Origin of the sequence: Hydrogenophaga sp. NH-16 (genome assembly GCF_004006415.1) — a bacterium.
Lineage (GTDB): Bacteria > Pseudomonadota > Gammaproteobacteria > Burkholderiales > Burkholderiaceae_C > Hydrogenophaga > Hydrogenophaga pseudoflava.
The window spans coordinates 4,016,538-4,037,778 of record NZ_CP029344.1 but is presented as its reverse complement, the minus strand read 5'-3'; the positions used below and the strand labels follow the sequence as shown (position 1 = coordinate 4,037,778).

Sequence of the window (21,241 nt, the reverse complement as noted above, 5' to 3'; positions counted from 1 at the left end):
TGCCCATGACTTCTGGCGCCCCGACCGACACCGCCGCTGCCACCCCGCAGCGCATCGGCATCCCCCGTGAAATCTTTCCCGGCGAAAAGCGCGTGGCCACCGTGCCCGACGTCGTCACCAAGCTCGCCAAACTGGGCTTTGGCGTGGTGGTGGAAACCGGTGCCGGCGAGCTGGCGGATCTCTCCGACGAGGCCTACCGCGAGGCCGGTGCCAGCATCGCGGGCTCGACCGCCGAGCTCTGGAACACCGCTGACATCGTCTTCAAGGTGCGCCCGCCCACCGCCGACGAGGTGGCGCTGATGCACGCCGGGCAGACGCTGATCGGCTTCGTCTGGCCGGCGCAGAACCCCGACCTGATGCAGCAGCTGGCGGCGAAGAAGGTCACGGTGCTGGCGATCGACTGCCTGCCGCGCACGCTCAGCCGCGCGCAGAAGATGGACGCGCTGACCTCCATGGCCGGCGTCAGCGGCTACCGCGCCGTGGTCGAGGCGGCCAACGCCTTCGGCCGCTTCTTCAACGGCCAGATCACCGCCGCGGGCAAGGTGCCGCCGGCCAAGGTGTTCATCGCCGGTGCCGGTGTGGCGGGTCTCGCCGCCATCGGCGCGGCCGCCAGCCTGGGCGCCATCGTGCGCGCCAACGACACGCGCGCCGAGGTGGCCGACCAGGTCGTCTCTCTCGGCGGCGAGTTCGTCAAGGTGGACTACGAGGAAGAGGGCTCGGGCGGCGGCGGTTACGCCAAGGTCATGAGCGAGGGCTTCCAGGCCGCGCAGCGCGAGATGTACGCGAAGCAGGCGCGCGAGGTCGACATCATCATCACCACCGCGCTGATCCCGGGCAAGCCGGCGCCCAAGCTCATCACCGCCGAGATGGTGCGCAGCATGAAGCCCGGCAGCGTGATCGTCGACATGGCGGCCGAGCAGGGCGGCAACTGCGAACTCACCGAACCCGGCAAGTCGGTCGTGAAGCACGGCGTGACCATCGTCGGCTACACCGATCTGGCCTCGCGCATGGCGCGCCAGTCGTCCACGCTGTACGGCACCAACCTGTTCCGCCTGACGGAAGAGCTGTGCAAGACCAAGGACGGCGTCATCAACGTCAACATGGCCGACGACGCCATTCGCGGCCTGACCGTCATCAAGGACGGCGAGGTCACCTGGCCCGCACCACCCATCGCGGCTGCACCCAAGCCGCCGGCCAAACCCGCTGTGGCCGCGCCCAAAGCGCCGGCCCACGGCCACGGCCCGGGCGAGCCCATGTCGGCCAAGACCCTGGCCATCGTGTTCGGTGTCGGCGCGCTGCTGTTCGCGCTGGTCGGCCTCTACGCACCGGCCTCCTTCCTGTCGCACTTCACCGTGTTCGTGCTGGCCTGCTTCGTGGGCTACATGGTGGTGTGGAACGTCACGCCCAGTCTGCACACGCCGCTGATGAGCGTGACCAACGCGATCAGCTCGATCATCGCCATCGGCGCGCTGATCCAGGTCGCGCCGCCGCTGGACGCGGCCGGGGCCGCCGACCGGCCCAACGCCCTGATCCTGGGCTGCGCGGTGGTCGCGCTGGTGCTGACCGCCATCAACATGTTCGGCGGCTTCGCCGTCACGCGCCGCATGCTGGCGATGTTCCGCAAGTAAGAAGAAGAGGACGACACCCATGACCTCCAGTCTGGCCACCATGGCCTACATCGGCGCCACCATCCTGTTCATCCTCAGCCTGGGCGGCCTCTCCAACCCCGAAACCGCCCGCCGCGGCAACCTGTTCGGCATGGTCGGCATGGCCATCGCCGTGCTGGCCACCGTGCTCGGCCCGCGCGTCACCGCGGCCGGCATCCCCTACATCGTCGGCGCGTTGGTCGTTGGCGGCGCCATCGGCCTCTTCGCTGCCAAGAAAGTGCAGATGACGCAGATGCCCGAGCTGGTCGCGCTCATGCACAGCCTGGTGGGCCTGGCGGCCTGCCTGGTGGGCTTCGCCAGCTACGTGGACACCTCCACCGTCTTCGCCACACCGGCCGAGAAGGCCATCCACGAGATGGAGATCTACATCGGCATCCTGATTGGCGCGGTCACCTTCTCGGGCTCGCTCATCGCGTTTGGCAAGCTGTCTGGCCGAATCGGCGGCAAGCCGCTGCTGCTGCCCGCCCGCCACTTCCTGAACCTGGCCGGTCTGCTGGTCGTGATCTGGTTCGGTCGCGCCTTCCTCAATGCACACGACATCCAGTCCGGCATGACGCCGCTGATCGTGATGACCGTGATCGCGCTGCTGTTCGGCATCCACATGGTGATGGCCATCGGCGGCGCCGACATGCCGGTGGTGGTGTCGATGCTCAACAGCTATTCGGGCTGGGCGGCCGCGGCCACCGGCTTCATGCTCAGCAACGACCTGCTGATCGTGGTCGGTGCGCTGGTGGGCTCCTCGGGTGCGATCCTGAGCTACATCATGTGCCGTGCGATGAACCGCAACTTCATCAGCGTGATCGCCGGCGGCTTCGGCGGCGGCGCGCCCGCACCCAAGGCCGCCGTGGGCGCCGCGGCCGAGCCGCAGGGCGAGGTGACGCCGGTCAGCGCCACGGAAACCGCCGAGATGCTGCGCGAAGCCAAGAACGTGATCATCGTGCCCGGTTACGGCATGGCCGTGGCGCAGGCCCAGCACACGGTGTTCGAGATCACCAGACTGCTGCGCGAGAAGGGCGTGAACGTGCGCTTCGGCATCCACCCGGTGGCCGGCCGCATGCCGGGTCACATGAACGTGCTGCTGGCCGAGGCCAAGGTGCCTTACGACATCGTGCTGGAAATGGATGAGATCAACGAGGACTTCCCGGACACCGACGTGACCATGGTGATCGGCGCCAACGACATCGTGAACCCGGCCGCGCAGGACGACCCCACCAGCCCGATCGCCGGCATGCCGGTGCTCGAAGTCTGGAAGGCGCGCACCAGCATCGTCATGAAGCGCTCCATGGCCAGCGGCTACGCCGGCGTGGACAACCCGCTCTTCTACAAGGACAACAACCGCATGCTGTTCGGCGACGCCAAGAAGATGCTCGACGAGGTGCTGGCGGCGCTGCGGGGCTGATCCCGGTCGCCCTGCCAAGGCCCGGCGAGTCCGGGCCTTGTTCTTTTTGTGGGCGGCCTGGCAGACGTTCACTTTTTGTAGCGGGAAAGGTTCAAGGATTGCCGCCCGTGGGCGATGCGTCAGAATCGCGTCAGGGAAAACACGCGCTCGGGGTTCCGGGCCTGAACGGGAAAATGCATGCTGAACGACAACATCGACCCTGGAGACCCTCTCATGACTGAACCGACGCAGGCGTCCGCCGCCCGCCCCTGGCTGGGTGCGTATCCGGACGGTGTGCCGGCCGACATCGACGTCGAGCAATACCCCTCGCTGGTGCACCTGCTGGAAGAGAGCTTCCAGAAGCACGCCGCCAGCACCGCCTACAGTTTCATGGGCAAGGACGTGGGCTATGCGCAGGTCGACAGCCTGTCCCAGGCGTTCGCGGCCTATCTGCAGGGCCTCGGGCTGGTCAAGGGCGATCGCGTCGCGATCATGATGCCCAACGTGCCGCAGTACCCGGTGGCGGTGGCCGGCATCCTGCGCGCCGGCTTCGTGGTGGTCAACGTCAACCCGCTCTACACCGCGCGCGAGCTGGAGCACCAGCTCAAGGACTCGGGCGCCAAGGCCATCGTCATCATCGAGAACTTCGCCGCCACGCTGGAGCAGTGCATCGCGGCGACGCCGGTCAAGCACGTGGTGCTGGCCGCCATGGGCGACCTGCTGGGCCTGATCAAGGGCGGCATCGTCAACTACGTGGTGCGCAACGTGAAGAAGATGGTGCCGGCCTTCGACCTGCCGCAGGCGGTGCGCTTCAACGAGGCCATTGCGCGCGGCACGCGCGGCACGCTCAAGCGCCCGGACATCCGGCCCGACGATGTGGCGGTGCTGCAGTACACCGGCGGCACCACCGGTGTCTCCAAGGGCGCGGTGCTGCTGCACCGCAACGTGCTGGCCAACGTGCTGCAGTCTGAGGCCTGGAACGCGCCGGTCATGAGCAAGGTGCCGGCCGGCGAGCAGACCACCAGCGTCTGCGCCCTGCCGCTGTACCACATCTTCGCTTTCACGGTGAACATGATGCTGGGCATGCGCACCGGCGGCAAAGTGATCCTGATCCCCAACCCGCGCGACCTGCCGGCGGTGCTCAAGGAGCTGAGCAAGCACACCTTCCACAGCTTCCCGGCGGTCAACACGCTGTTCAACGGCCTGGCCAACCACCCCGACTTCCACACCGTCAACTGGCGCAACCTCAAGGTGTCCGTGGGCGGCGGCATGGCGGTGCAGGGCGCGGTCGCCAAGCTGTGGCTGGAGAAGACCGGCTGCCCGATCTGCGAGGGCTACGGCCTGTCCGAGACCAGCCCGTCGGCCACCTGCAACCCGGTGACCAACACCGAGTTCACCGGAACCATCGGCGTGCCCCTGCCGAACACGTGGCTCAAGTGCCTGGACGACGAGGGCAACGAAGTGCCGCAGGGCCAGCCGGGCGAGATCGCGATCAAGGGACCGCAGGTCATGGCGGGTTACTGGCAACGGCCCGACGAAACCGCCAAGGTCATGACCGCCGACGGCTTCTTCAAGACCGGCGACGTGGGCATCATGGACGCGCGCGGCTACTTCAAGATCGTGGACCGCAAGAAGGACATGGTGCTGGTCAGCGGCTTCAACGTCTATCCCAACGAGGTCGAGGACGTGGTGGCCCAGCTGCCGGGCGTGATGGAGTGCGCCGTGGTCGGCGTGCCCGACGAGAAGTCGGGCGAGGCGGTCAAGCTGGTGATCGTCAAGAAAGACCCGGCGCTGACCGAAGCCCAGGTGCGCGAGTTCTGCAAGGCCAACCTCACCGGCTACAAGCAGCCCAAGGTGGTCGAGTTCCGTGAGGAGATGCCCAAGACGCCGGTGGGCAAGATTCTCCGGCGCGAACTCAGAGACAAGAAGTGACGCAGCGCCTGCGACACAATGACAGGGCGGCTTCGGCCGCCTTTGTCATTTCCGGAGCCGTTGCATGACCCGAACCGCCATCGTCGCCGCGCTGCACGACGAACTCGCCAGCGTGCTGGCGCTGATACCCGACGAGCAGAAAGAGGTGGTGGGCGGGCGCGAGTTCTGGGTCGGTCATCTGCACGGGCAGGACGTGGTGGCGGTGCTGTCGGGCATCGGCAAGGTGTCGGCCGCCACGACCGCGACCCTGCTGATCGACCGCTTCAAGGTGCAGCGCATCGTGTTCACCGGCGTGGCCGGCGGACTGGGCCCGGGCGTGAAGGTGGGAGACGTGGTGCTGGCGCGCTCGTTCCTGCAGCACGACATGGACGCCTCGCCGCTGTTTCCCCGCCACGAGGTGCCGCTGTACGGCCGTGCCCGCTTCGAGGCCGACGCGGCCCTGGCCGACGCGCTGGAGCTGGCCTGCGAGCGCATGCTGCACAGCCTGCCGCAGCAGCTCGGCACCTCGACGGTGGACGCCTTCGGCCTGCAGGCGCCGCGCCTGCACCAGGGCCTGCTGATCAGCGGCGACCGCTTCGTCGCCACCACCGCCGAGAGCGTTGCGCTGCAGCGCGGGCTGCCGGACGCCCTGGCGGTGGAGATGGAAGGCGCGGCCTTCGCCCAGGTCTGCCACGACTTCGGCGTGCCGCTGGCGGTGGTGCGCACCATCTCCGACCGCGCCGACGACGCGGCGCACGTGGACTTCCCGCGCTTCCTGCGCGAGGTGGCCAGCCGCTACAGCGGCGCGCTGATCGACACCCTGCTGCGGACATGAACACCCCGCCTCTACTGATCGCCGGCTCCGGCAAGCTGGCGCGCGAACTGCTCGCGGGCCTGGCGCCCGACGCCCGGCCCTGGCGCGACCGGACGGATGCGGTGCGGGCCGTGGTGCACGCCGGCTCCGGGCGCGAGCTGCCGGAGATCCTTCGCTTCTGCCGCGAACGCGCGCTGCCGCTGATCGAGCTGTCCACCGGCACCGGCATTGCGGACCTGGCCGATGGCGTGCCGGTGGTGGTCTGCGCCAACGCCAACCTGCTGATGCTCAAGTTCATGGCCATGCTCGCGCGTTGCGGGCCGTGGTTCCGCGGTGAGCCCATGCGCCTGACCGAGTCGCACCAGGCCGGCAAGACCTCGGTGCCGGGCACGGCGGTGGCCCTGGCGGCGTCGCTGGGCCTGTCGCCCGAGGCCATCGTCTCGGTGCGCGATCCGGCGCAGCAGTCGGGCGGGCTGGGCATCCCGGCCACCGACCTGGGGCGCCACGCCTTCCACCGCATCGAGATCGGCGAGGGCGACTGCCGGCTGCGCCTGGAGACCCTGGTGACGGGCGGCGCGCCCTATGCCGAGGGTGTGCGGCGCATCGTTGGCGCGGCGCTGGCCCATCCGCTGGAGCCGCGCTGCCACGACGTGGTCGAGTTCATAGACAAGGGCTGGCTCTGACCGGCCCCGGCCTCACGGCCCTGCATCACTTGAGCCAGCCGCGCTTGCGGAAGTACAGCATCGGCACCACGGCCGACAGCACCATCAGCCCCAGCGCGAACGGGTAGCCCCACTTCTGGCTCAGCTCGGGCATGTACTGGAAGTTCATGCCGTACAGGCTGGCGATCAGCGTCGGTGGCAGCAGCGCGACGCTGGCCACCGAGAAGATCTTGATGATCTTGTTCTGGTTGATGTTGATGAAACCGACGGTCGCATCCATCAGGAAGTTGATCTTGTCGAACAGGAAGGCGGTGTGGCCGTCCAGCGAGTCGAGGTCGCGCAGGATCTGGCGCGCGTCCTCGAACTGCTCGGCGTTCAGCATGCGGCTGCGCATCAGGAAGCTCACCGCGCGGCGCGTGTCCATCACGTTGCGGCGGATGCGGCCGCTCATGTCCTCGTGGCGCGCAATGGCGGCCAGCACCTCGCCGGCCTTGTTGTCGGTCACGTCGCCCGCGAGCACCTGGCGGCTGACGGTTTCGAGGTCGTCGTAGATGTCTTCCAGCGTGTCGGCGCAGTATTCGGCATCGGCGTCGAACAGCATCAGCAGCACGTCCTTGGCGTCCTCGATCAGGCCGGGCATGCGGCGTGCGCGCATGCGCAGCAGGCGGAACACCGGCACGTCCTCGTCGTGGATCGAGAACAGCACGCCCTGGCTCTTGAGCTCGGCGTTGTGCTGGTTGAGGATGAAGGCCACGCGGATGGCGCGCGGGTTCTCCTCGTCGTCGATCAGGAAGTCCGAGCGGATGTGCAGTTCGCCGTTGTCTTCCTCGAAGAAGCGGGCCGACTCCTCGATGTCGTCGTCCATCGCGTCTTCGGGGATGGACAGGCCGAAGTGCTGCTTGACCCAGCGCCGCTCTTCGGGCGTGGGGTTCTCCAGGTCGACCCAGATGGGCTTGAATCGGGTCAGCGCTTCGAGCGACTCGATTTCTTCCTGGAACAGGCGGCCATTGGCCAGGGTGAAGACGTTGAGCATGGGGGCTCCCGGGCGGGTGGTCTGGCGAAACCGGGCGGGGGGGCGCGCCGGTGGGCGGTTCGGGCGGCGCTTTCAGCCGGCCGGCCGCCTGCGCATCAGACGGTCGCGGGGAGGGCTGAAAGCACACAACTGGGAGGTGTGCTTTCCATGAGGCTCTTTCGGGAACGGGAAGACCGGATTATGGCATCGCCACACCGGGCGAAGAGGCGGCGAGAGGCGCGAAAAAGGCCTTGATTTCGGCCTGGCGGCGCCAGGCGTCGTGTTCGCCCAGCTCCATCAGCGCGTTGACGAAGGGCGGCTCGAACATCAGGTAGCTGGCCAGCGAGGCCGCGCTGCCGGCTGCGCCCCGCCCGGTGTCCAGGGCCCCCAGTCCTATCAGTGTGTTGCGGGTGGCCGCGGGCAGGCTGGCGATGTGTTTGTGGGTCAGTTCGTCCAGAGAGAAGCTGGGCTGCAGGGCCAACACCCGCACCGGGTGGTAAGGCAGGGCGGCGGCCAGTCCCTGGGGCAGCTGCGCGATGGTCTGGCTCACGCGCTGGGCCTGCTCGACATCGGCCTGCAACGTGTCGTGGAACACGCTGGCCATGGCGTGGCCGGCGATGGTGCCCGCGGTGGGCTCGTCGGCCACGCGGACCGCCAGTCCCGAGCGCTGGGGCTGGCCGGCGCCGATGGCCAGGATGCGCCGAGCGCCGAAATGGATGGCGGGCGACAGCGGCGAGAGCTGGCGCATCGAGCCATCCCCGAAATGCTCCCGGTGGCCGTCGACCCACAGCGGCACGGCCGGAAACAGGAAGGGGATGGCGCTGGAGGCCATCAGGTGCTCGACCGTGATGGGCTGGAAGTCGGCGCGCCGGCCCGGCCGGTGCCAGGGCTGCACCGGGTGTTTCGGCCGGGTCTGGCAGAAAGTCCAGTGTTCGCCGGTGGAATAGCTGGAGGCGGTCACGCCCAGAGCCTCCAGATGGCCATCGGCCAGCCCGAGTTCCAGACTGCGCAGATCGATGGCCCGGTGCAGGGTGTCCACCAGCGGGAGCGTGTCGAGCAGAGCGCGGTGGCGGCGCACCTGGCGCGCCAGCGTGAGCCCGGCGACGACGCGGTTGGCGCGCACCCAGGTCGGCGCTTCCAGCCGGTAGACACGTTCCGACCGCAGGGCGCTCCAGAACGAGGCCAGTTCGTGAAAGGCTTGCAGATCCAGCGCCGCACGGCTGGCCAGAAAGGTGGCGTTGAGCGCGCCGGCCGAGGTGCCGAAAAGCCAGCGGAAGGGAAACCCGCGGTCGGCCACCGATCCGTCGCTGCGCCAGTGGCCGTGCATCACGGCGATGGCCTTGAGCACGCCCGCCTGGTAGGCGGTGCGCGCGCCGCCCCCCATGAGGACCAGCGCGCAGGCGCCGTCGTCCGCCGGTGCAGGGGCGGGGCTCAGCAGGTTGTGGGTGATCAGCGTATCGAGGGACACAGAAGAGGGCCTGCGCGTACAGTGGCGGGCTGTTCTGAAAATCATGACACAACATTCCCTCGCTCCCGGCCGCGAGCGCTGGCTGCTGCTGACCATTGCCGGCATCCAGTTCACGCACATCCTCGATTTCATGATCATGATGCCGCTGGGACCGCAGTTCACGCGGCTGTTCGGCATCAGCGATGCGCAGTTTGGTCTGCTGGTATCGGCCTACACCTTCGCGGCGGGCTTCTCAGGACTCGCTGCGGCGACCTATGTCGACCGTTTCGACCGCAAACGGCTGCTGCTGGTGCTGTACGGGCTGTTCGCGCTGGCCACACTGGCCTGTGGTCTGGCGCCCGGCTATGGCTTCCTGATGGCGGCGCGCGTCGCTGCCGGGTTGTTCGGTGGTGTGCTGTCGGCGCTGTCGCAGACCATCGTGGCCGACGTGGTGCCGTTCGAGCGGCGCGGGCGCGCCATGGGCATCGTGATGTCCTCGTTTTCGTTCTCCACGGTGGCCGGTGTGCCGATCGGCCTGTTCCTGGCCTCCCGCTGGGGTTGGCAACTGCCCTTCCTGGCCATTGCCGGTCTCAGCGGTGTGCTGGCGGTCGCGGCGGCGCTCACGCTGCCGGCCCTGCGCGGCCATCTGCAGGCCCATGGCCAGTCCTCGGCCTGGCGCGCCATCGGCCGCGTGCTGGTCAATCGCAACCACCTGCGGGCATTCTGCTTTTCCGCGCTGCTGGTGTTCGCCGGGTTCTGCGTGATCCCGTTCATCACCATCTACCTGCAGTCCAACGCCGGCGTTCTGCCGGAGCAGGTGCCCTACATCTACCTGGTCGGCGGTGTCACGACGCTGATCACGGCCCGATGGATCGGGCGCCTGACCGATCGCCGGGGCAAGGTGGCCGTGTTCAGCGCGCTGGCGGTGATCGTCACCGTGCCGATCCTGACCATGACGCTGCTGCCGCCCTGGCCGCTGCCGGTCATCCTGGTGGCCACCACGGCCCTGTTCGTGTTTCTCAGCGGGCGCATGATCCCCGGCATGGCCCTCATCACCGGTGCCGCCGATCCGTCCCTGCGTGGCACCTTCATGGCGCTCAACGGGGCGGTGCAATCGGCTTCGATGGGGTTCGCCTCGTTTCTGTCCGGCCTGATCATCGGTCGCGATGCCGCGGGACAGGTGCAGAACTACTGGATGGCGGGAGTGATTGGCGTCGGTGCCAGCCTGGCGTCCATCGCGCTGGCGCGCCGCCTGGTCATCCATTCGGCCGCACCCGCCGGACGGGCATGAATGCCAAGGTTTTCTTTGATGTCCTTTGTTGCGCTGCGGGCTTGCGCCCTGGCGCAATCGTGGGCATAGTGGGTTCAAGACATCCCCGAGGCCGCAGGGGGGTCCGCCCCACCGGCGGCTTGTGTCAACCCGGAGCATTAGGAGGCTCTTGTATGAACCTGACGATCAGCGGTCACCACCTCGAAGTCACCCCCGCCCTGCGCGGTTACGTCACTTCCAAACTGGAACGCATCTCCCGACACTTCGACCAGGTGGTCGACATCAAGGTGCTGCTGACGGTGGACAACCTCAAGGAGAAAGACCAACGGCAGAAGGCCGAATGCAACATCCATGTCAAGGGGAAAGACCTGTTTGCCGAATCGGCTCACGCCGATCTGTACGCCGCTGTCGATGAACTGGCCGACAAGTTGGACCGTCAGGTGCTGCGCTACAAGGACAAGGCGCAGGATCACCACCACGATTCGGCCAAACGGCTGATGTGAGTCCCCGCTGCGGCCGGCCGCCTTGGCGCCGCGCGTGCTGCAATGCAACAAGCCGCTTGGAAAGTCAAGCGGCTTTTTTGTACCTGCTGTCTAGGCAAGCATCCTCAACTCGGCATAATTTGCGCTCCGAAGAGGCCCCAATGAACCGTCTATCCGTGATCCTGCCTGCCACCCAAGTGCTCGTTGGTGTGGACGCCACCAGCAAGAAGCGTGCTTTTGAAGAGGCGGGCCTTCTGTTTGAAACCCTGCATGGTCTCAACCGTGCGCTGATCACCGACAGCCTGTTCGCCCGGGAGCGCCTGGGCTCCACCGGGCTGGGTCATGGCGTGGCCATTCCCCATGGTCGCATCAAGGGCCTCAAGCAGCCGCTGGCCGCCGTGTTCCAGCTGGGCAACCCGATCGGCTTCGACGCGCCCGACGAACAGCCGGTGCAGCTGATGATCTTCCTGCTGGTGCCGGAAGCCGCCACGCAGAAGCATCTGGAAATCCTCTCCGAGATCGCCGAACTGCTCAGCGACAGCCCGCTGCGCGAGCAGATGAAGAACTCGACCGACGCGGCCGCCCTGCACGCGCTCATCACCGGTTGGCAGTCGGCCCACGCGGCCGCATAAGACTTGCCTGCCCCCACGCTCCACCGCTGCGCGGGTCGCTGCCCCCCGAGGGGGCTGGTCTTGCCTTGGGGTGGCCTGGTGGCAGGCCCTTCCAACGTCGTTTCATGAAGCCCACCGTTGTCAGTGCCGACGTTCTTTTCGAAGACCACCGCGATGCGCTGAAATGGCAATGGGTCGCCGGGCTCGGAGCGTCCGAGCGCCGGTTTGACGAGGTTGCGGTGCGCGAAGCCCGCTCGGGCGCCGACCTGGTTGGCTACCTCAACTACATCCATCCGTACCGTGTCCAGGTGTTCGGTGAGAGGGAGATGGCCTACCTCACCAGCCCCAGCGACGACGACAACCGGCGCCGCATCGCGCGCATCGTGACCCTGGAGCCGCCGGTGCTGATCGTGGCCGACGGCCAGGCGGTGCCTGATCCGCTGATGGCGATGGCCGAACGTGCACAGATCCCGATGTTCGCGACGCCCGAGCCGGCCGCGTTCGTGATCGACGTGTTGCGGGCCTACCTCTCCCGGCACTTCGCCGACCGGTCGTCCATGCACGGCGTGTTCATGGACATCCTGGGCATGGGCGTCATGATCACCGGCGAGTCGGGCCTGGGCAAGAGCGAACTGGGGCTGGAGCTCATCTCCCGCGGTCACGGCCTGGTGGCCGACGACGCGGTGGATCTCTACCGCATCAACCAGACCAGCGTGGAGGGCCGCTGCCCCGAGTTGCTGCAAAACCTGCTGGAGGTGCGCGGCATCGGCCTGCTGGACATCAAGGCCATCTTTGGCGAGACCGCGGTGCGCCGCAAGATGAGGCTGCAGCTCATCGTGCACCTGGTTCGAAAAGAAACCATGGAGCGGGACTACGACCGGATGCCGCACGAGCCCCTGTACCAGGATGTGCTGGGCGTACCGGTGAGAAAGGCCGTGATCCAGGTGGTGGCCGGCCGCAACATCGCCGTGTTGGTGGAGGCCGCGGTGCGCAACACCATCCTGCAGTTCCGCGGCATCGACACCTACCAGGAATTCGTCTCACGGCACCGCGCGGCCATGATGCGCAGCGAGTGAATCAGGGACCGCGACGGGTCAGCGGTGATCCGCCGGTGTGGCGCGGTGCGGGCAATCCGCCTTGCTGCACGTGGCGTACAGCGAGAGGGCGTGTTCCTGGAGCACAAACCCCCGGGTTTTGGCAATCATCTGCTGGCGCTTTTCGATTTCCGGATCGAAGAACTCTTCGACCCGACCACAGTCCAGGCACACCAGGTGGTCGTGGTGCTGGCCCTCGTTGAGTTCGTAGACGGCCTTGCCCGACTCAAAGTTGCTGCGCGAGAGCAGGCCGGCCTGCTCGAACTGCATCAGCACGCGGTAGACCGTGGCGAGGCCAATGTCGGAGTGCTCTTCGAGCAGGATGCGGTAGACGTCCTCCGCCGTCATGTGGCGGCGCTTGGCGTTTTGAAAGACTTCGAGAATCTTCAGCCGCGGCAGGGTGGCCTTCAGGCCCGTGCTCTTGAGTTCTTCGATGTTGGACATGGCGGCAGAAGCGGGTGGCAATTGAATGGCCGCCGGATCCTGTCTGGACCCCGGGGCTACAATGGCCGGATCATATCGTCAGCGCGCGGCGGTGGTGCCAATGACCCGGGGATCCCCGCGGTCGAGCGCTTTATCTGAGAGTCGCACATGCGCCTGTCTATCCTGAATCCCCTGATGCAGCCGCAGGCCCGTATCCGCAGTGGCGCATGGCCACGCTCCGCACTGGTGCTGGCGGCCTGCATGGCCCTCGGGGCCTGTTCCAGCGTGGGTGAGAAGATGCCTTCCGCCTCCAGCGTGGCGGGTTTCGTGACGCCCTACAAGGTGGACGTTCTTCAGGGCAACGTGGTGACCCGCGAGCAGGCCCAGGCGCTGCAGCCGGGTATGGCGCGCGACCAGGTGCGTGGCGTGCTGGGCTCGCCGCTGCTGGCCAGTGTCTTTCATGCCGACCGCTGGGACTATGTGTTCACCCTCAAGCGCCAGGGACAGCCGCCGCAGCAGCGCCGGTTGACCGTGTTCTTCAAGGGCGACGTCATGGACCGCATCGAGGCGGACGAACTCCCCAGCGAAACCGAGTTCGTGTCGTCCCTGGATTCCCGCCGCAAGACCGAGAAGGTGCCGCCACTGGAGGCCACCGAAGAGCAGCTCAAGGCCTTCCAGGCGCGCAATGCAGGGTCTGCGCCCGCCCCGGCGCCGGCGACCCCAGCCGCGCCCTCCACTTCTTACCCACCGCTGGAAACCTCAGGGGCACCACGATGAGCCTGGCGACCGACTCCCTGCACCGGGTGTGCATCGCCGGTGCCAGTGGCCGCATGGGCCAGATGCTGGTCGACGCGGTGCGTGGCAGCGGTGACTGCACGCTGACCGGCGCGCTGGATGTGGCGACGAGCACCGCCATCGGCCTCGATGCAGGCGCGTTCTCCGGCAGGTCCACGGGGGTGGTGATCACCACCGACCTCGCCGCAGGACTGGCGGGCAGCCAGGTGCTGATCGACTTCACCCGGCCCGAAGGCACGATGGCGCACCTCAAGGCCTGCGTGGCCCAACGGGTCAACCTGGTGATCGGCACCACAGGCTTCAGCGATGAGCAGAAGGCGCAGATCGCGGAGGCTGCGAAATCGATTGCCATCGTCATGGCGCCCAACATGAGCGTGGGCGTGAACGTCACGCTCAAGCTGCTGGAGATGGCAGCCAAGGCCCTGTCGACCGGGTACGACATCGAGATCATCGAAGCCCACCACCGCCACAAGGTCGATGCCCCCAGCGGCACTGCCCTGAAGATGGGGGAGGTGATCGCCGACGCTCTTGGCCGCAATCTCAAGGACTGCGCGGTCTATGGCCGCGAGGGGGTGACCGGCGAACGCGACCCGTCGACCATCGGTTTTGCAACCGTGCGCGGCGGCGACATCGTGGGCGACCACACCGTGCTGTTCGCTGGCACCGGCGAGCGCATCGAGATCACCCACAAATCCAGCAGCCGTGCCACCTATGCCCAGGGCAGTCTGCGCGCGGTGCGGTTCCTGGCTGGCCGGTCGTCCGGCCTGTACGACATGTTTGACGTGCTCGGCCTGCGCTGAGCGAGACCGGACAAGGGAGAACGATTCATGGGTGGCGTCTGGCAAACCATCTGGCAGGGCGATGCGGTCAGCCGCGGTGTGGCCCTGCTGCTGCTGGCCATGTCGGTCGCGAGCTGGGTCGTGATTCTCTGGAAGGGCTGGCTGCTGCGCCGGGCGGTGCGCGACGTGCAGACCTCGACCGCGGCCTTCTGGCAGGCCGGTTACCTCGACGAGGCGCAGCAGCGGCTCAAGACCTTTGATCCCCGCCGTCTTGTGCTGCCCCTGCTGGAGGCCGCCAGGACCATCGAACAGGCTGCACCGCAGACGCTGGCCGCCGCGGGCGACCGCTCGCAGCAGCTCACACGCGTGCTGCGCGATGCGCTGCACCGGGTGCTGCACCGCCTGCAGTTCGGTCAGGTGCTGCTGGCCACGGTGGGTTCCACTGCGCCTTTCGTGGGCCTGCTGGGCACGGTGTGGGGCATCTACCACGCGCTCACCGAGATCGGCATTGACGGCAAGTTCCGCATCGAACAGGTGTCTGGCCCCGTGGGCGAGGCGCTGGTCATGACAGCGGCCGGACTGGCCGTCGCCATCCCGGCGGTGCTGGCCTACAACGTGCTGGGCCGTCAGATCGCCCGCATCGAGGCCGACCTCGAGGGCTTCGCGCGCGACCTGCGCGAGCTGCTGGTGCACCACCAGGAGCGTGCGCAGTGAGCTTCGGACGACTGGAAAAACCGGGCGGCAACCAGCCGATCAGCGACATCAACGTCACGCCGCTGGTGGACGTGATGCTGGTGCTGCTGGTGATCTTCATCATCACCGCGCCGCTGATGTCCAGCCGGCTGGAGCTGGAGCTTCCCAAGACCGAAGACAAGGCCGCCCAGGTCGAGGAGCCCGAGGCCTTCGTGTCGATCAGCGTCGATGCACAGGGTCAGGTCTACTGGGACGAGCAGCCGGTGGATGCGGCCGCGCTCCAGAAGCGCCTGGAAGAGATCGCCAGGCGCGACCCGGAAACCGAGCTGCAGCTGCGCGCCGACACCGCGGTGCCCTACGGGCGCATGGTGCAGCTGATCGGGATGGCGCAGTCCGTCGGCCTTTCACGCATCGGTTTTGTGGCCGATCCGGCCACGGGCGCACCCTCCGCGCCGGTGCCGGGCCGCTGAACCGCAAGCCCTAAAATCAGGGGCGACGCAGTCCGCTGCCCCTTCCGAACGCCGGCCCAGCCCGGCCCCAGCCCCATGCAAGACAAATACGCCCACCAGGACGTCGAGCGCGCAGCGCACGCCCACTGGACCGCCACCGACGCCTACCGCGTGACCGAAGACGCCGGCAAGAAGAAGTTCTATGCCTGCTCCATGCTGCCCTATCCCAGCGGCAAGCTGCACATGGGCCACGTGCGCAACTACACCATCAACGACATGCTCACGCGCTACCTGCGCATGAACGGTCACAACGTGCTCATGCCCATGGGCTGGGACGCCTTCGGCCTGCCGGCCGAGAACGCGGCACTCAAGAACGGCGTGCCGCCGGCCAAGTGGACCTACGAAAACATCGCCTACATGAAGCAGCAGATGCAGGCGATGGGCTTGGCCATCGACTGGTCGCGCGAGGTCGCCACCTGTTCTCCGGACTACTACAAGTGGAACCAGTGGCTGTTCCTGAAGATGCTGGACAAAGGCATCGCCTACCGCAAGACCCAGGTCGTCAACTGGGACCCGGTGGACCAGACCGTGCTGGCCAACGAGCAGGTGATCGACGGCCGCGGCTGGCGCACCGGCGCGTTGGTCGAAAAGCGTGAGATTCCCGGGTATTACCTGAACATCACGTCCTATGCCGACGAACTGCTCAACCACGTGCAGCTGGGCAATGAGAAGGCTACGCTCAACGGCTGGCCCGACAAGGTCCGCCTGATGCAGGAAAACTGGATCGGCAAGAGCGAGGGTGTGCGCTTTGCCTTCACGCACGACATCCAGGGTACCGACGGCGCGCTGATCGGCGACGGCAAGATGTACGTGTTCACCACGCGCGCCGACACCATCATGGGTGTGACGTTCTGCGCGGTGGCCGCCGAGCACCCGCTGGCACACCACGCCGCCTCGGCGCAGCCCGCGCTGGCCGCCTTCATCAACGAGTGCAAGACCGGCGGCACGACCGAGGCCGAGCTGGCCACGCAGGAAAAGAAGGGCATGGCCACAGGCCTGTTCGTCACCCACCCGCTGACCGGCGCACAGATTGAGGTCTGGGTCGGCAACTACGTGCTCATGAGCTACGGCGACGGCGCTGTCATGGGTGTGCCGGCGCACGACGAGCGCGATTTCGCGTTCGCGCTCAAGTACCAGTTGCCGATCAAGCAGGTCGTGGCGGTCGAAGGCGAGACCTTCTCCACCGACGCCTGGGCCGAGTGGTATGGCGACAAACAGAAGTGCGTGTGCGTGAACTCCGGCGAACTCGACGGCCTGGGCCACAAGGCCGCGGTGGACAAGGTCGCCGAGCTGCTGGCCGCCAGGGGTCTGGGCGAGAAGAAGACCACGTTCCGCCTGCGCGACTGGGGCATCAGCCGCCAGCGCTACTGGGGCACGCCGATCCCGATCATCCACTGCGAGTCCTGCGGCCCGGTGCCGGTGCCCGAGAAGGACTTGCCGGTGCGCCTGCCCGAGGACCTGGTGCCGGACGGCAGCGGCAACCCGCTGAACAAGTGCGAGGCCTTCCTGAAGGTGGACTGCCCCTGCTGCGGCAAACCCGCGCGGCGCGAGACCGACACCATGGACACCTTCGTGGATTCGTCCTGGTACTTCATGCGCTATTGCGACCCGACCAATTCTGAAAAGATGGTCGCGGGCGGCGCCGACTACTGGATGCCGATGGACCAGTACATCGGTGGCATTGAGCACGCCATCCTGCATCTGCTGTACGCGCGTTTCTGGACCAAGGTCATGCGCGACCTGGGCCTGGTGAAGGTGGACGAGCCCTTCACCAAGCTGCTGACGCAGGGCATGGTGCTCAACCACATCTACTCGCGCCGCACCGAGAAGGGCGGCAAGGAGTATTTCTGGCCGCACGACGTGGAGCATGTGCTCGACGAAGGCGGCAAGATCGTCGGCGCGAAGCTGAAGAACGCGGTGGGTGACCTGCCGGTGGGCACGGCCATCGACTACGAGGGCGTGGGCACCATGTCCAAGTCCAAGAACAACGGCGTCGACCCGCAGGACCTGATCGAGAAGTACGGCGCCGACACCGCGCGCCTGTACACCATGTTCACCGCGCCGCCCGAGGCCACACTGGAGTGGAACGACGCGGCCGTGGAGGGCAGCTACCGCTTCCTGCGCCGCGTCTGGGGGTTCGGCCACAAGCTCAGTGCCGTGGGCGGCCTGGGTGCGCTGGCGGCCGGCGTGTCGGGCCAGAGCCTGTCCAAGGCTGCCAAGGCGCTGCGTCTGGAGATCCACACCGTGCTCAAGCAGGTGGACTACGACTACCAGCGCATGCAATACAACACCGTGGTCTCGGGCGCGATGAAGATGCTCAACGCGCTGGAAGACTTCAAGGGCGATGGCGGCGAGGGCGACAACGCCGCGCTGGCAGAGGGCTTCGGCATCCTGCTGCGCGCGCTGTATCCCGCCACCCCGCACATCGCACACACGCTCTGGAGCGGGCTGGGCTATGCCGCCGTGTCGGGCGACCTGCTGGATGCGCCCTGGCCCAAGGCCGATGAATCGGCCCTGCAGCGCGACGAGATCGAGCTGGTCCTCCAGGTCAACGGCAAGCTCCGTGGCAGCGTGACCGTGCCGGCCGGCGCCGACAAGGCCGCCATCGAGGCCGCTGCGCTGGCCAGCGAGGCGTTCCAGAAAGCCGCCAACGGCGCTGCGCCCAAGAAGGTCGTGGTGGTGCCCGGCCGTCTGGTGAACGTGGTGGTATAAAACTTCGATTCCCGTCGCATGTCCCCTTTCAACCGAGCGAGAACCCAAGCCATGGCCCCTGCTGTCCTGAAATCACCGGCCCGTCGGGCCGCCCTGCGGGGTCTGGCAGCGGCCGGTTCGGCAGGTCTTCTGGCCGGTCTGACGGGCTGCGGTTTTGCGCTGCGCCAGGCGCCCAAGTTCGCGTTCGAGTCGGTGCAGGTGGCGGGCTTTGAAAACACCTCGGTGTCCCGGTCGCTGCAGCAGGCGCTGGTGTCGTCGGGGCTGCGCGTGGTCAATTCGTCGGCTGGCGCCCGGGCGCCGGTGGATCCCGCGCAGGCCGCGGTGCCGCCGCAGGTGGTGCTCATCGTCACACTGGACCGCCATGAGCGCGTGGTGTCCGGCCAGACCGACACCGGCCAGGTGCGGGAACTGACCCTGCGCGCCCGGTTCCGTTTCCGGCTGGTGACCCCGGCGGGAAAGATCCTGATCGAAGACACCGAGCTGCTGCTGGAGCGCGACATCAGCTTCAGCGAAACGGCGGCCCTGGCCAAGGCCGCCGAAGAGAACCTGATGTTCCGCGACATGGACGGCGACATCGTGCAGCAGGTGCTGCGCCGGCTCGCCGCTGTGAAGACCCTCTGATCCCATGCAGCTTGCCGCCCCGCAGCTGGCCGGGCATCTGCAAAAGGGACTGCGCTCCCTCTACACGCTGCACGGTGATGAGCCGCTGCTGATCCAGGAGGCGGCGGATGCGATCCGTGCCACCGCGCGCGCCCAGGGCTACACCGAGCGCACCGTGCACACCGTGGCCGGTGCCCACTACGACTGGAGCGAGGTGCTGGCCAGCGGCGGTTCGATGAGCCTGTTTGCCGACCGGCAGCTGATCGAGATCCAGATCCCGTCGGGCAAACCGGGCAAGGACGGCTCGCAGGTGCTGCAGCAAGTGGCCGAGGCCGCGCGGGACAACGACTCGACCCTCACGCTGGTGCTGCTGCCGCGGCTGGACATGGCCACGCAGAAGGGCGCCTGGTTTGGCGCTCTGGACAGTTTTGGGGTCACCGTCCGGGTGGACCCGGTCGAGCGGCAGGCGCTGCCCGCCTGGATCGCCCAGCGCCTTCAGGCCCAGGGGCAGCGGGTGTCGGCCGGAGAAGCAGGGCAGCGCACGCTGCAGTTTTTTGCCGACCGGGTCGAGGGCAACCTGCTGGCGGCGCACCAGGAAATCCAGAAGCTGGGTCTGCTGTATCCGGCTGGCGAACTGAGTTTCGAGCAGATCGAGAACGCGGTGCTGAACGTGGCCCGCTACACGCCGTTCAAGCTGGCCGAGGCGGTGCTGGGCGGCCAGGTGCTGCGGGTGCAGCGCATGCTCGATGGCCTGCAGGCCGAGGGGGAGGCTGCGGTGCTGGTGCACTTCGCGCTGTCCGAGGACATCCGCACGCTGCACCGGGTGCGCGCCGCGATGGACGCCGGCCGGCCGCTGCCCATGGCACTGCGCGAGAACCGGGTCTGGGGTGTCAAGGAAAAGCTGATGGAGCGCGCGCTGCCGTTGATCCGGCCCGCACAGCTGGCGCAGTGGCTGCAGGACGCGCACACGGTGGACGGCATCGTCAAGGGGCTCAAGCAGCCCGACTGGCCGGCCGATCCGTGGGACGCCCTGCACCGCATGGCACTGAGGGTGGCCAATGCCTGTGCGCTGAAGTAGGCACTCTGCGAAAATCGCGTGATGAACGCGATTTCCACTTCCGAACTGATGAACACCCTGGGCAGCCAGGCCAAGGCCGCTTCGGCGCTGATGGCCAAGGCCGGTGCCGCGACCAAGATCAAGGCGCTGCGCGAGCTGGCGCGCCTGCTTCGCGAGAACGTCGCCCCGCTGCAGGTGGAGAACGCGAAAGACCTGGAGCGGGCCCGCGCCGCCGGTCTGGCCGAGCCCATGGTGGACCGGCTCAAGCTGACGCCCAAGGTGCTGGAGACCTGCGCCGAGGGCTGTGAGCAGCTGGCGGCCATGCCGGACATCATCGGCGAGATCTCGGGCATGAAGCAGATGCCCAGCGGCATCCGCGTGGGCCAGATGCGGGTGCCCATCGGCGTGTTCGGCATGATCTACGAGAGCCGCCCGAACGTGACCATCGAGGCCGCCAGCCTGAGCATCAAGAGTGGCAACGCCTGCATCCTGCGCGGCGGTTCCGAGGCCATCGATTCCAACCGGGCGCTCGCCGCGCTGGTGCAGCAGGCCCTGGTGGCCGCGGGTCTGCCGGCCGACGCGGTGCAGCTGGTGCCCACCACCGACCGCGCCGCCGTGGGCCAGCTGATCGCCATGCCGCAGTACGTGGACGTGATCATCCCGCGCGGTGGCAAGGGCCTGATCGAGCGCATCAGCGCCGAGGCCAAGGTGCCGGTCATCAAGCACCTGGACGGCAACTGCCACACCTACGTGGACGACCCCTGCGACATCGCCATGGCGGTGAAGGTGGCCGACAACGCCAAGACCCAGAAGTACAGCCCCTGCAACGCCACCGAAAGCCTGCTGGTGGCGCGCGGCGTGGCGGCTGAGTTCCTGCCAAAGATCGGCGCCGTCTACGCCGCCAAGGGTGTGGAGATGCGCGGCTGCCCCGAGGCCCTGGCCATCCTGGCCGCCGTGCCCGGTGCCCATGTGACGACCGCCAGCGAACAGGACTGGAGCGAGGAATACCTCGCGCCCGTCGTCAGCGTGAAGCTGGTGGACGGCGTGGACGAGGCCATCGCCCACATCAACCGCTATTCCAGCCACCACACCGACGCCATCCTCACCACCGACCACGTGCACGCCCAGCGCTTTCTGCGCGAGGTCGATTCGGCAAGTGTCATGGTGAATGCGAGCACCCGCTTCGCAGACGGTTTCGAGTACGGGCTGGGCGCCGAAATCGGTATCAGCACCGACAAGTTCCACGCCCGCGGGCCGGTCGGCGTCGAAGGCCTGACCTCGCTGAAGTACGTGGTGCTGGGCGAAGGCGAAATCCGCACCTGAGC

20 protein-coding genes are annotated in these 21,241 nt (G+C 67.4%); 17 read left to right on the top strand and 3 right to left on the bottom strand.

Translation table 11 applies throughout. From position 1 onward, the window contains the following. Positions 1-5 precede the first annotated feature (5 nt). The 5 genes from DD542_RS19470 (at position 6) to DD542_RS19450 (ending at position 6,453) form a co-directional block, all read left to right on the top strand. A complete protein-coding gene (locus tag DD542_RS19470; RefSeq protein WP_127806762.1) occupies positions 6-1,628 on the top strand; it encodes a Re/Si-specific NAD(P)(+) transhydrogenase subunit alpha in 1,623 nt (540 codons plus the stop codon). A 19-nt stretch (positions 1,629-1,647) separates the two neighbouring features. Beyond that, on the top strand, positions 1,648-3,066 hold the full coding sequence (gene pntB / locus DD542_RS19465; protein WP_079367376.1) for a Re/Si-specific NAD(P)(+) transhydrogenase subunit beta: 1,419 nt from the start codon (positions 1,648-1,650) through the stop codon (positions 3,064-3,066). A 213-nt stretch (positions 3,067-3,279) separates the two neighbouring features. Continuing rightward, positions 3,280-4,977, top strand: a complete 1,698-nt coding sequence (locus tag DD542_RS19460) for a long-chain-fatty-acid--CoA ligase (protein ID WP_127806761.1) — start codon at positions 3,280-3,282, stop codon at positions 4,975-4,977. A 64-nt stretch (positions 4,978-5,041) separates the two neighbouring features. Continuing rightward, positions 5,042-5,791: a 5'-methylthioadenosine/adenosylhomocysteine nucleosidase gene (locus tag DD542_RS19455; RefSeq protein WP_127806760.1), complete on the top strand. Its 750-nt coding sequence runs from the start codon at positions 5,042-5,044 to the stop codon at positions 5,789-5,791. Then, on the top strand, positions 5,788-6,453 hold the full coding sequence (locus DD542_RS19450) for a dihydrodipicolinate reductase (protein ID WP_127806759.1): 666 nt from the start codon (positions 5,788-5,790) through the stop codon (positions 6,451-6,453). Before DD542_RS19455 ends, DD542_RS19450 begins: the two co-directional genes overlap by 4 nt. A gap of 25 nt (positions 6,454-6,478) precedes the next feature. On the opposite strand, the gene corA is transcribed toward DD542_RS19450, so the two are convergent. Both corA and DD542_RS19440 read right to left on the bottom strand, forming a co-directional pair. Next, on the bottom strand, positions 6,479-7,465 hold the full coding sequence (gene corA / locus DD542_RS19445; RefSeq protein WP_066156869.1) for a magnesium/cobalt transporter CorA: 987 nt from the start codon (positions 7,463-7,465) through the stop codon (positions 6,479-6,481). Positions 7,466-7,643: 178 nt separating this feature from the next. Then, positions 7,644-8,912: a patatin-like phospholipase family protein gene (locus DD542_RS19440; protein WP_127806758.1), complete on the bottom strand. Its 1,269-nt coding sequence runs from the start codon at positions 8,910-8,912 to the stop codon at positions 7,644-7,646. Positions 8,913-8,955: 43 nt separating this feature from the next. On the opposite strand from DD542_RS19440, the gene DD542_RS19435 reads away from it, so the two are divergent. The 4 genes from DD542_RS19435 to hprK all read left to right on the top strand — a co-directional run bounded on the left by DD542_RS19435 (position 8,956) and on the right by hprK (position 12,330). Then, positions 8,956-10,182: an MFS transporter gene (locus DD542_RS19435; protein ID WP_127806757.1), complete on the top strand. Its 1,227-nt coding sequence runs from the start codon at positions 8,956-8,958 to the stop codon at positions 10,180-10,182. Positions 10,183-10,334: 152 nt separating this feature from the next. Next, on the top strand, positions 10,335-10,664 hold the full coding sequence (gene raiA, locus DD542_RS19430) for a ribosome-associated translation inhibitor RaiA (protein ID WP_066156861.1): 330 nt from the start codon (positions 10,335-10,337) through the stop codon (positions 10,662-10,664). A gap of 140 nt (positions 10,665-10,804) precedes the next feature. Next, a complete protein-coding gene (locus DD542_RS19425) occupies positions 10,805-11,275 on the top strand; it encodes a PTS sugar transporter subunit IIA (protein ID WP_066156858.1) in 471 nt (156 codons plus the stop codon). 104 nt (positions 11,276-11,379) lie between these two features. Continuing rightward, positions 11,380-12,330 (top strand): HPr(Ser) kinase/phosphatase, encoded by a 951-nt coding sequence (gene hprK, locus DD542_RS19420; protein WP_066156855.1) that lies wholly within the window; start codon positions 11,380-11,382, stop codon positions 12,328-12,330. Positions 12,331-12,348: 18 nt separating this feature from the next. On the opposite strand, the gene fur is transcribed toward hprK, so the two are convergent. Further along, positions 12,349-12,792, bottom strand: coding sequence for a ferric iron uptake transcriptional regulator (fur, locus tag DD542_RS19415; protein ID WP_066156852.1), 444 nt, complete (start codon positions 12,790-12,792; stop codon positions 12,349-12,351). Between the two features lie 147 nt (positions 12,793-12,939). On the opposite strand from fur, the gene bamE reads away from it, so the two are divergent. The 8 genes from bamE to DD542_RS19375 all read left to right on the top strand — a co-directional run bounded on the left by bamE (position 12,940) and on the right by DD542_RS19375 (position 21,239). After that, positions 12,940-13,548, top strand: coding sequence for an outer membrane protein assembly factor BamE (gene bamE / locus DD542_RS19410; protein WP_241559604.1), 609 nt, complete (start codon positions 12,940-12,942; stop codon positions 13,546-13,548). After that, positions 13,545-14,366, top strand: a complete 822-nt coding sequence (gene dapB / locus DD542_RS19405; RefSeq protein WP_127806756.1) for a 4-hydroxy-tetrahydrodipicolinate reductase — start codon at positions 13,545-13,547, stop codon at positions 14,364-14,366. Before bamE ends, dapB begins: the two co-directional genes overlap by 4 nt. A 27-nt stretch (positions 14,367-14,393) precedes the next feature. Next, positions 14,394-15,059: a MotA/TolQ/ExbB proton channel family protein gene (locus tag DD542_RS19400; protein ID WP_127806755.1), complete on the top strand. Its 666-nt coding sequence runs from the start codon at positions 14,394-14,396 to the stop codon at positions 15,057-15,059. Further along, positions 15,056-15,508, top strand: coding sequence for a biopolymer transporter ExbD (locus DD542_RS19395; RefSeq protein ID WP_066156844.1), 453 nt, complete (start codon positions 15,056-15,058; stop codon positions 15,506-15,508). The genes DD542_RS19400 and DD542_RS19395 overlap by 4 nt, the downstream gene beginning before the upstream one ends. A gap of 75 nt (positions 15,509-15,583) precedes the next feature. Continuing rightward, complete coding sequence (gene leuS / locus DD542_RS19390; RefSeq protein ID WP_127806754.1) at positions 15,584-18,259, top strand: leucine--tRNA ligase; 2,676 nt, start codon at positions 15,584-15,586, stop codon at positions 18,257-18,259. Positions 18,260-18,310: 51 nt separating this feature from the next. Continuing rightward, on the top strand, positions 18,311-18,880 hold the full coding sequence (gene lptE / locus DD542_RS19385; RefSeq protein WP_079367384.1) for an LPS assembly lipoprotein LptE: 570 nt from the start codon (positions 18,311-18,313) through the stop codon (positions 18,878-18,880). Between the two features lie 4 nt (positions 18,881-18,884). Continuing rightward, entirely contained in the window at positions 18,885-19,937 is a 1,053-nt protein-coding gene (gene holA, locus DD542_RS19380; RefSeq protein ID WP_079367385.1) for a DNA polymerase III subunit delta, read from the top strand. A gap of 21 nt (positions 19,938-19,958) precedes the next feature. Then, positions 19,959-21,239, top strand: a complete 1,281-nt coding sequence (locus DD542_RS19375) for a glutamate-5-semialdehyde dehydrogenase (protein ID WP_127806753.1) — start codon at positions 19,959-19,961, stop codon at positions 21,237-21,239. The last annotated feature ends 2 nt before the right edge of the window (positions 21,240-21,241 follow it).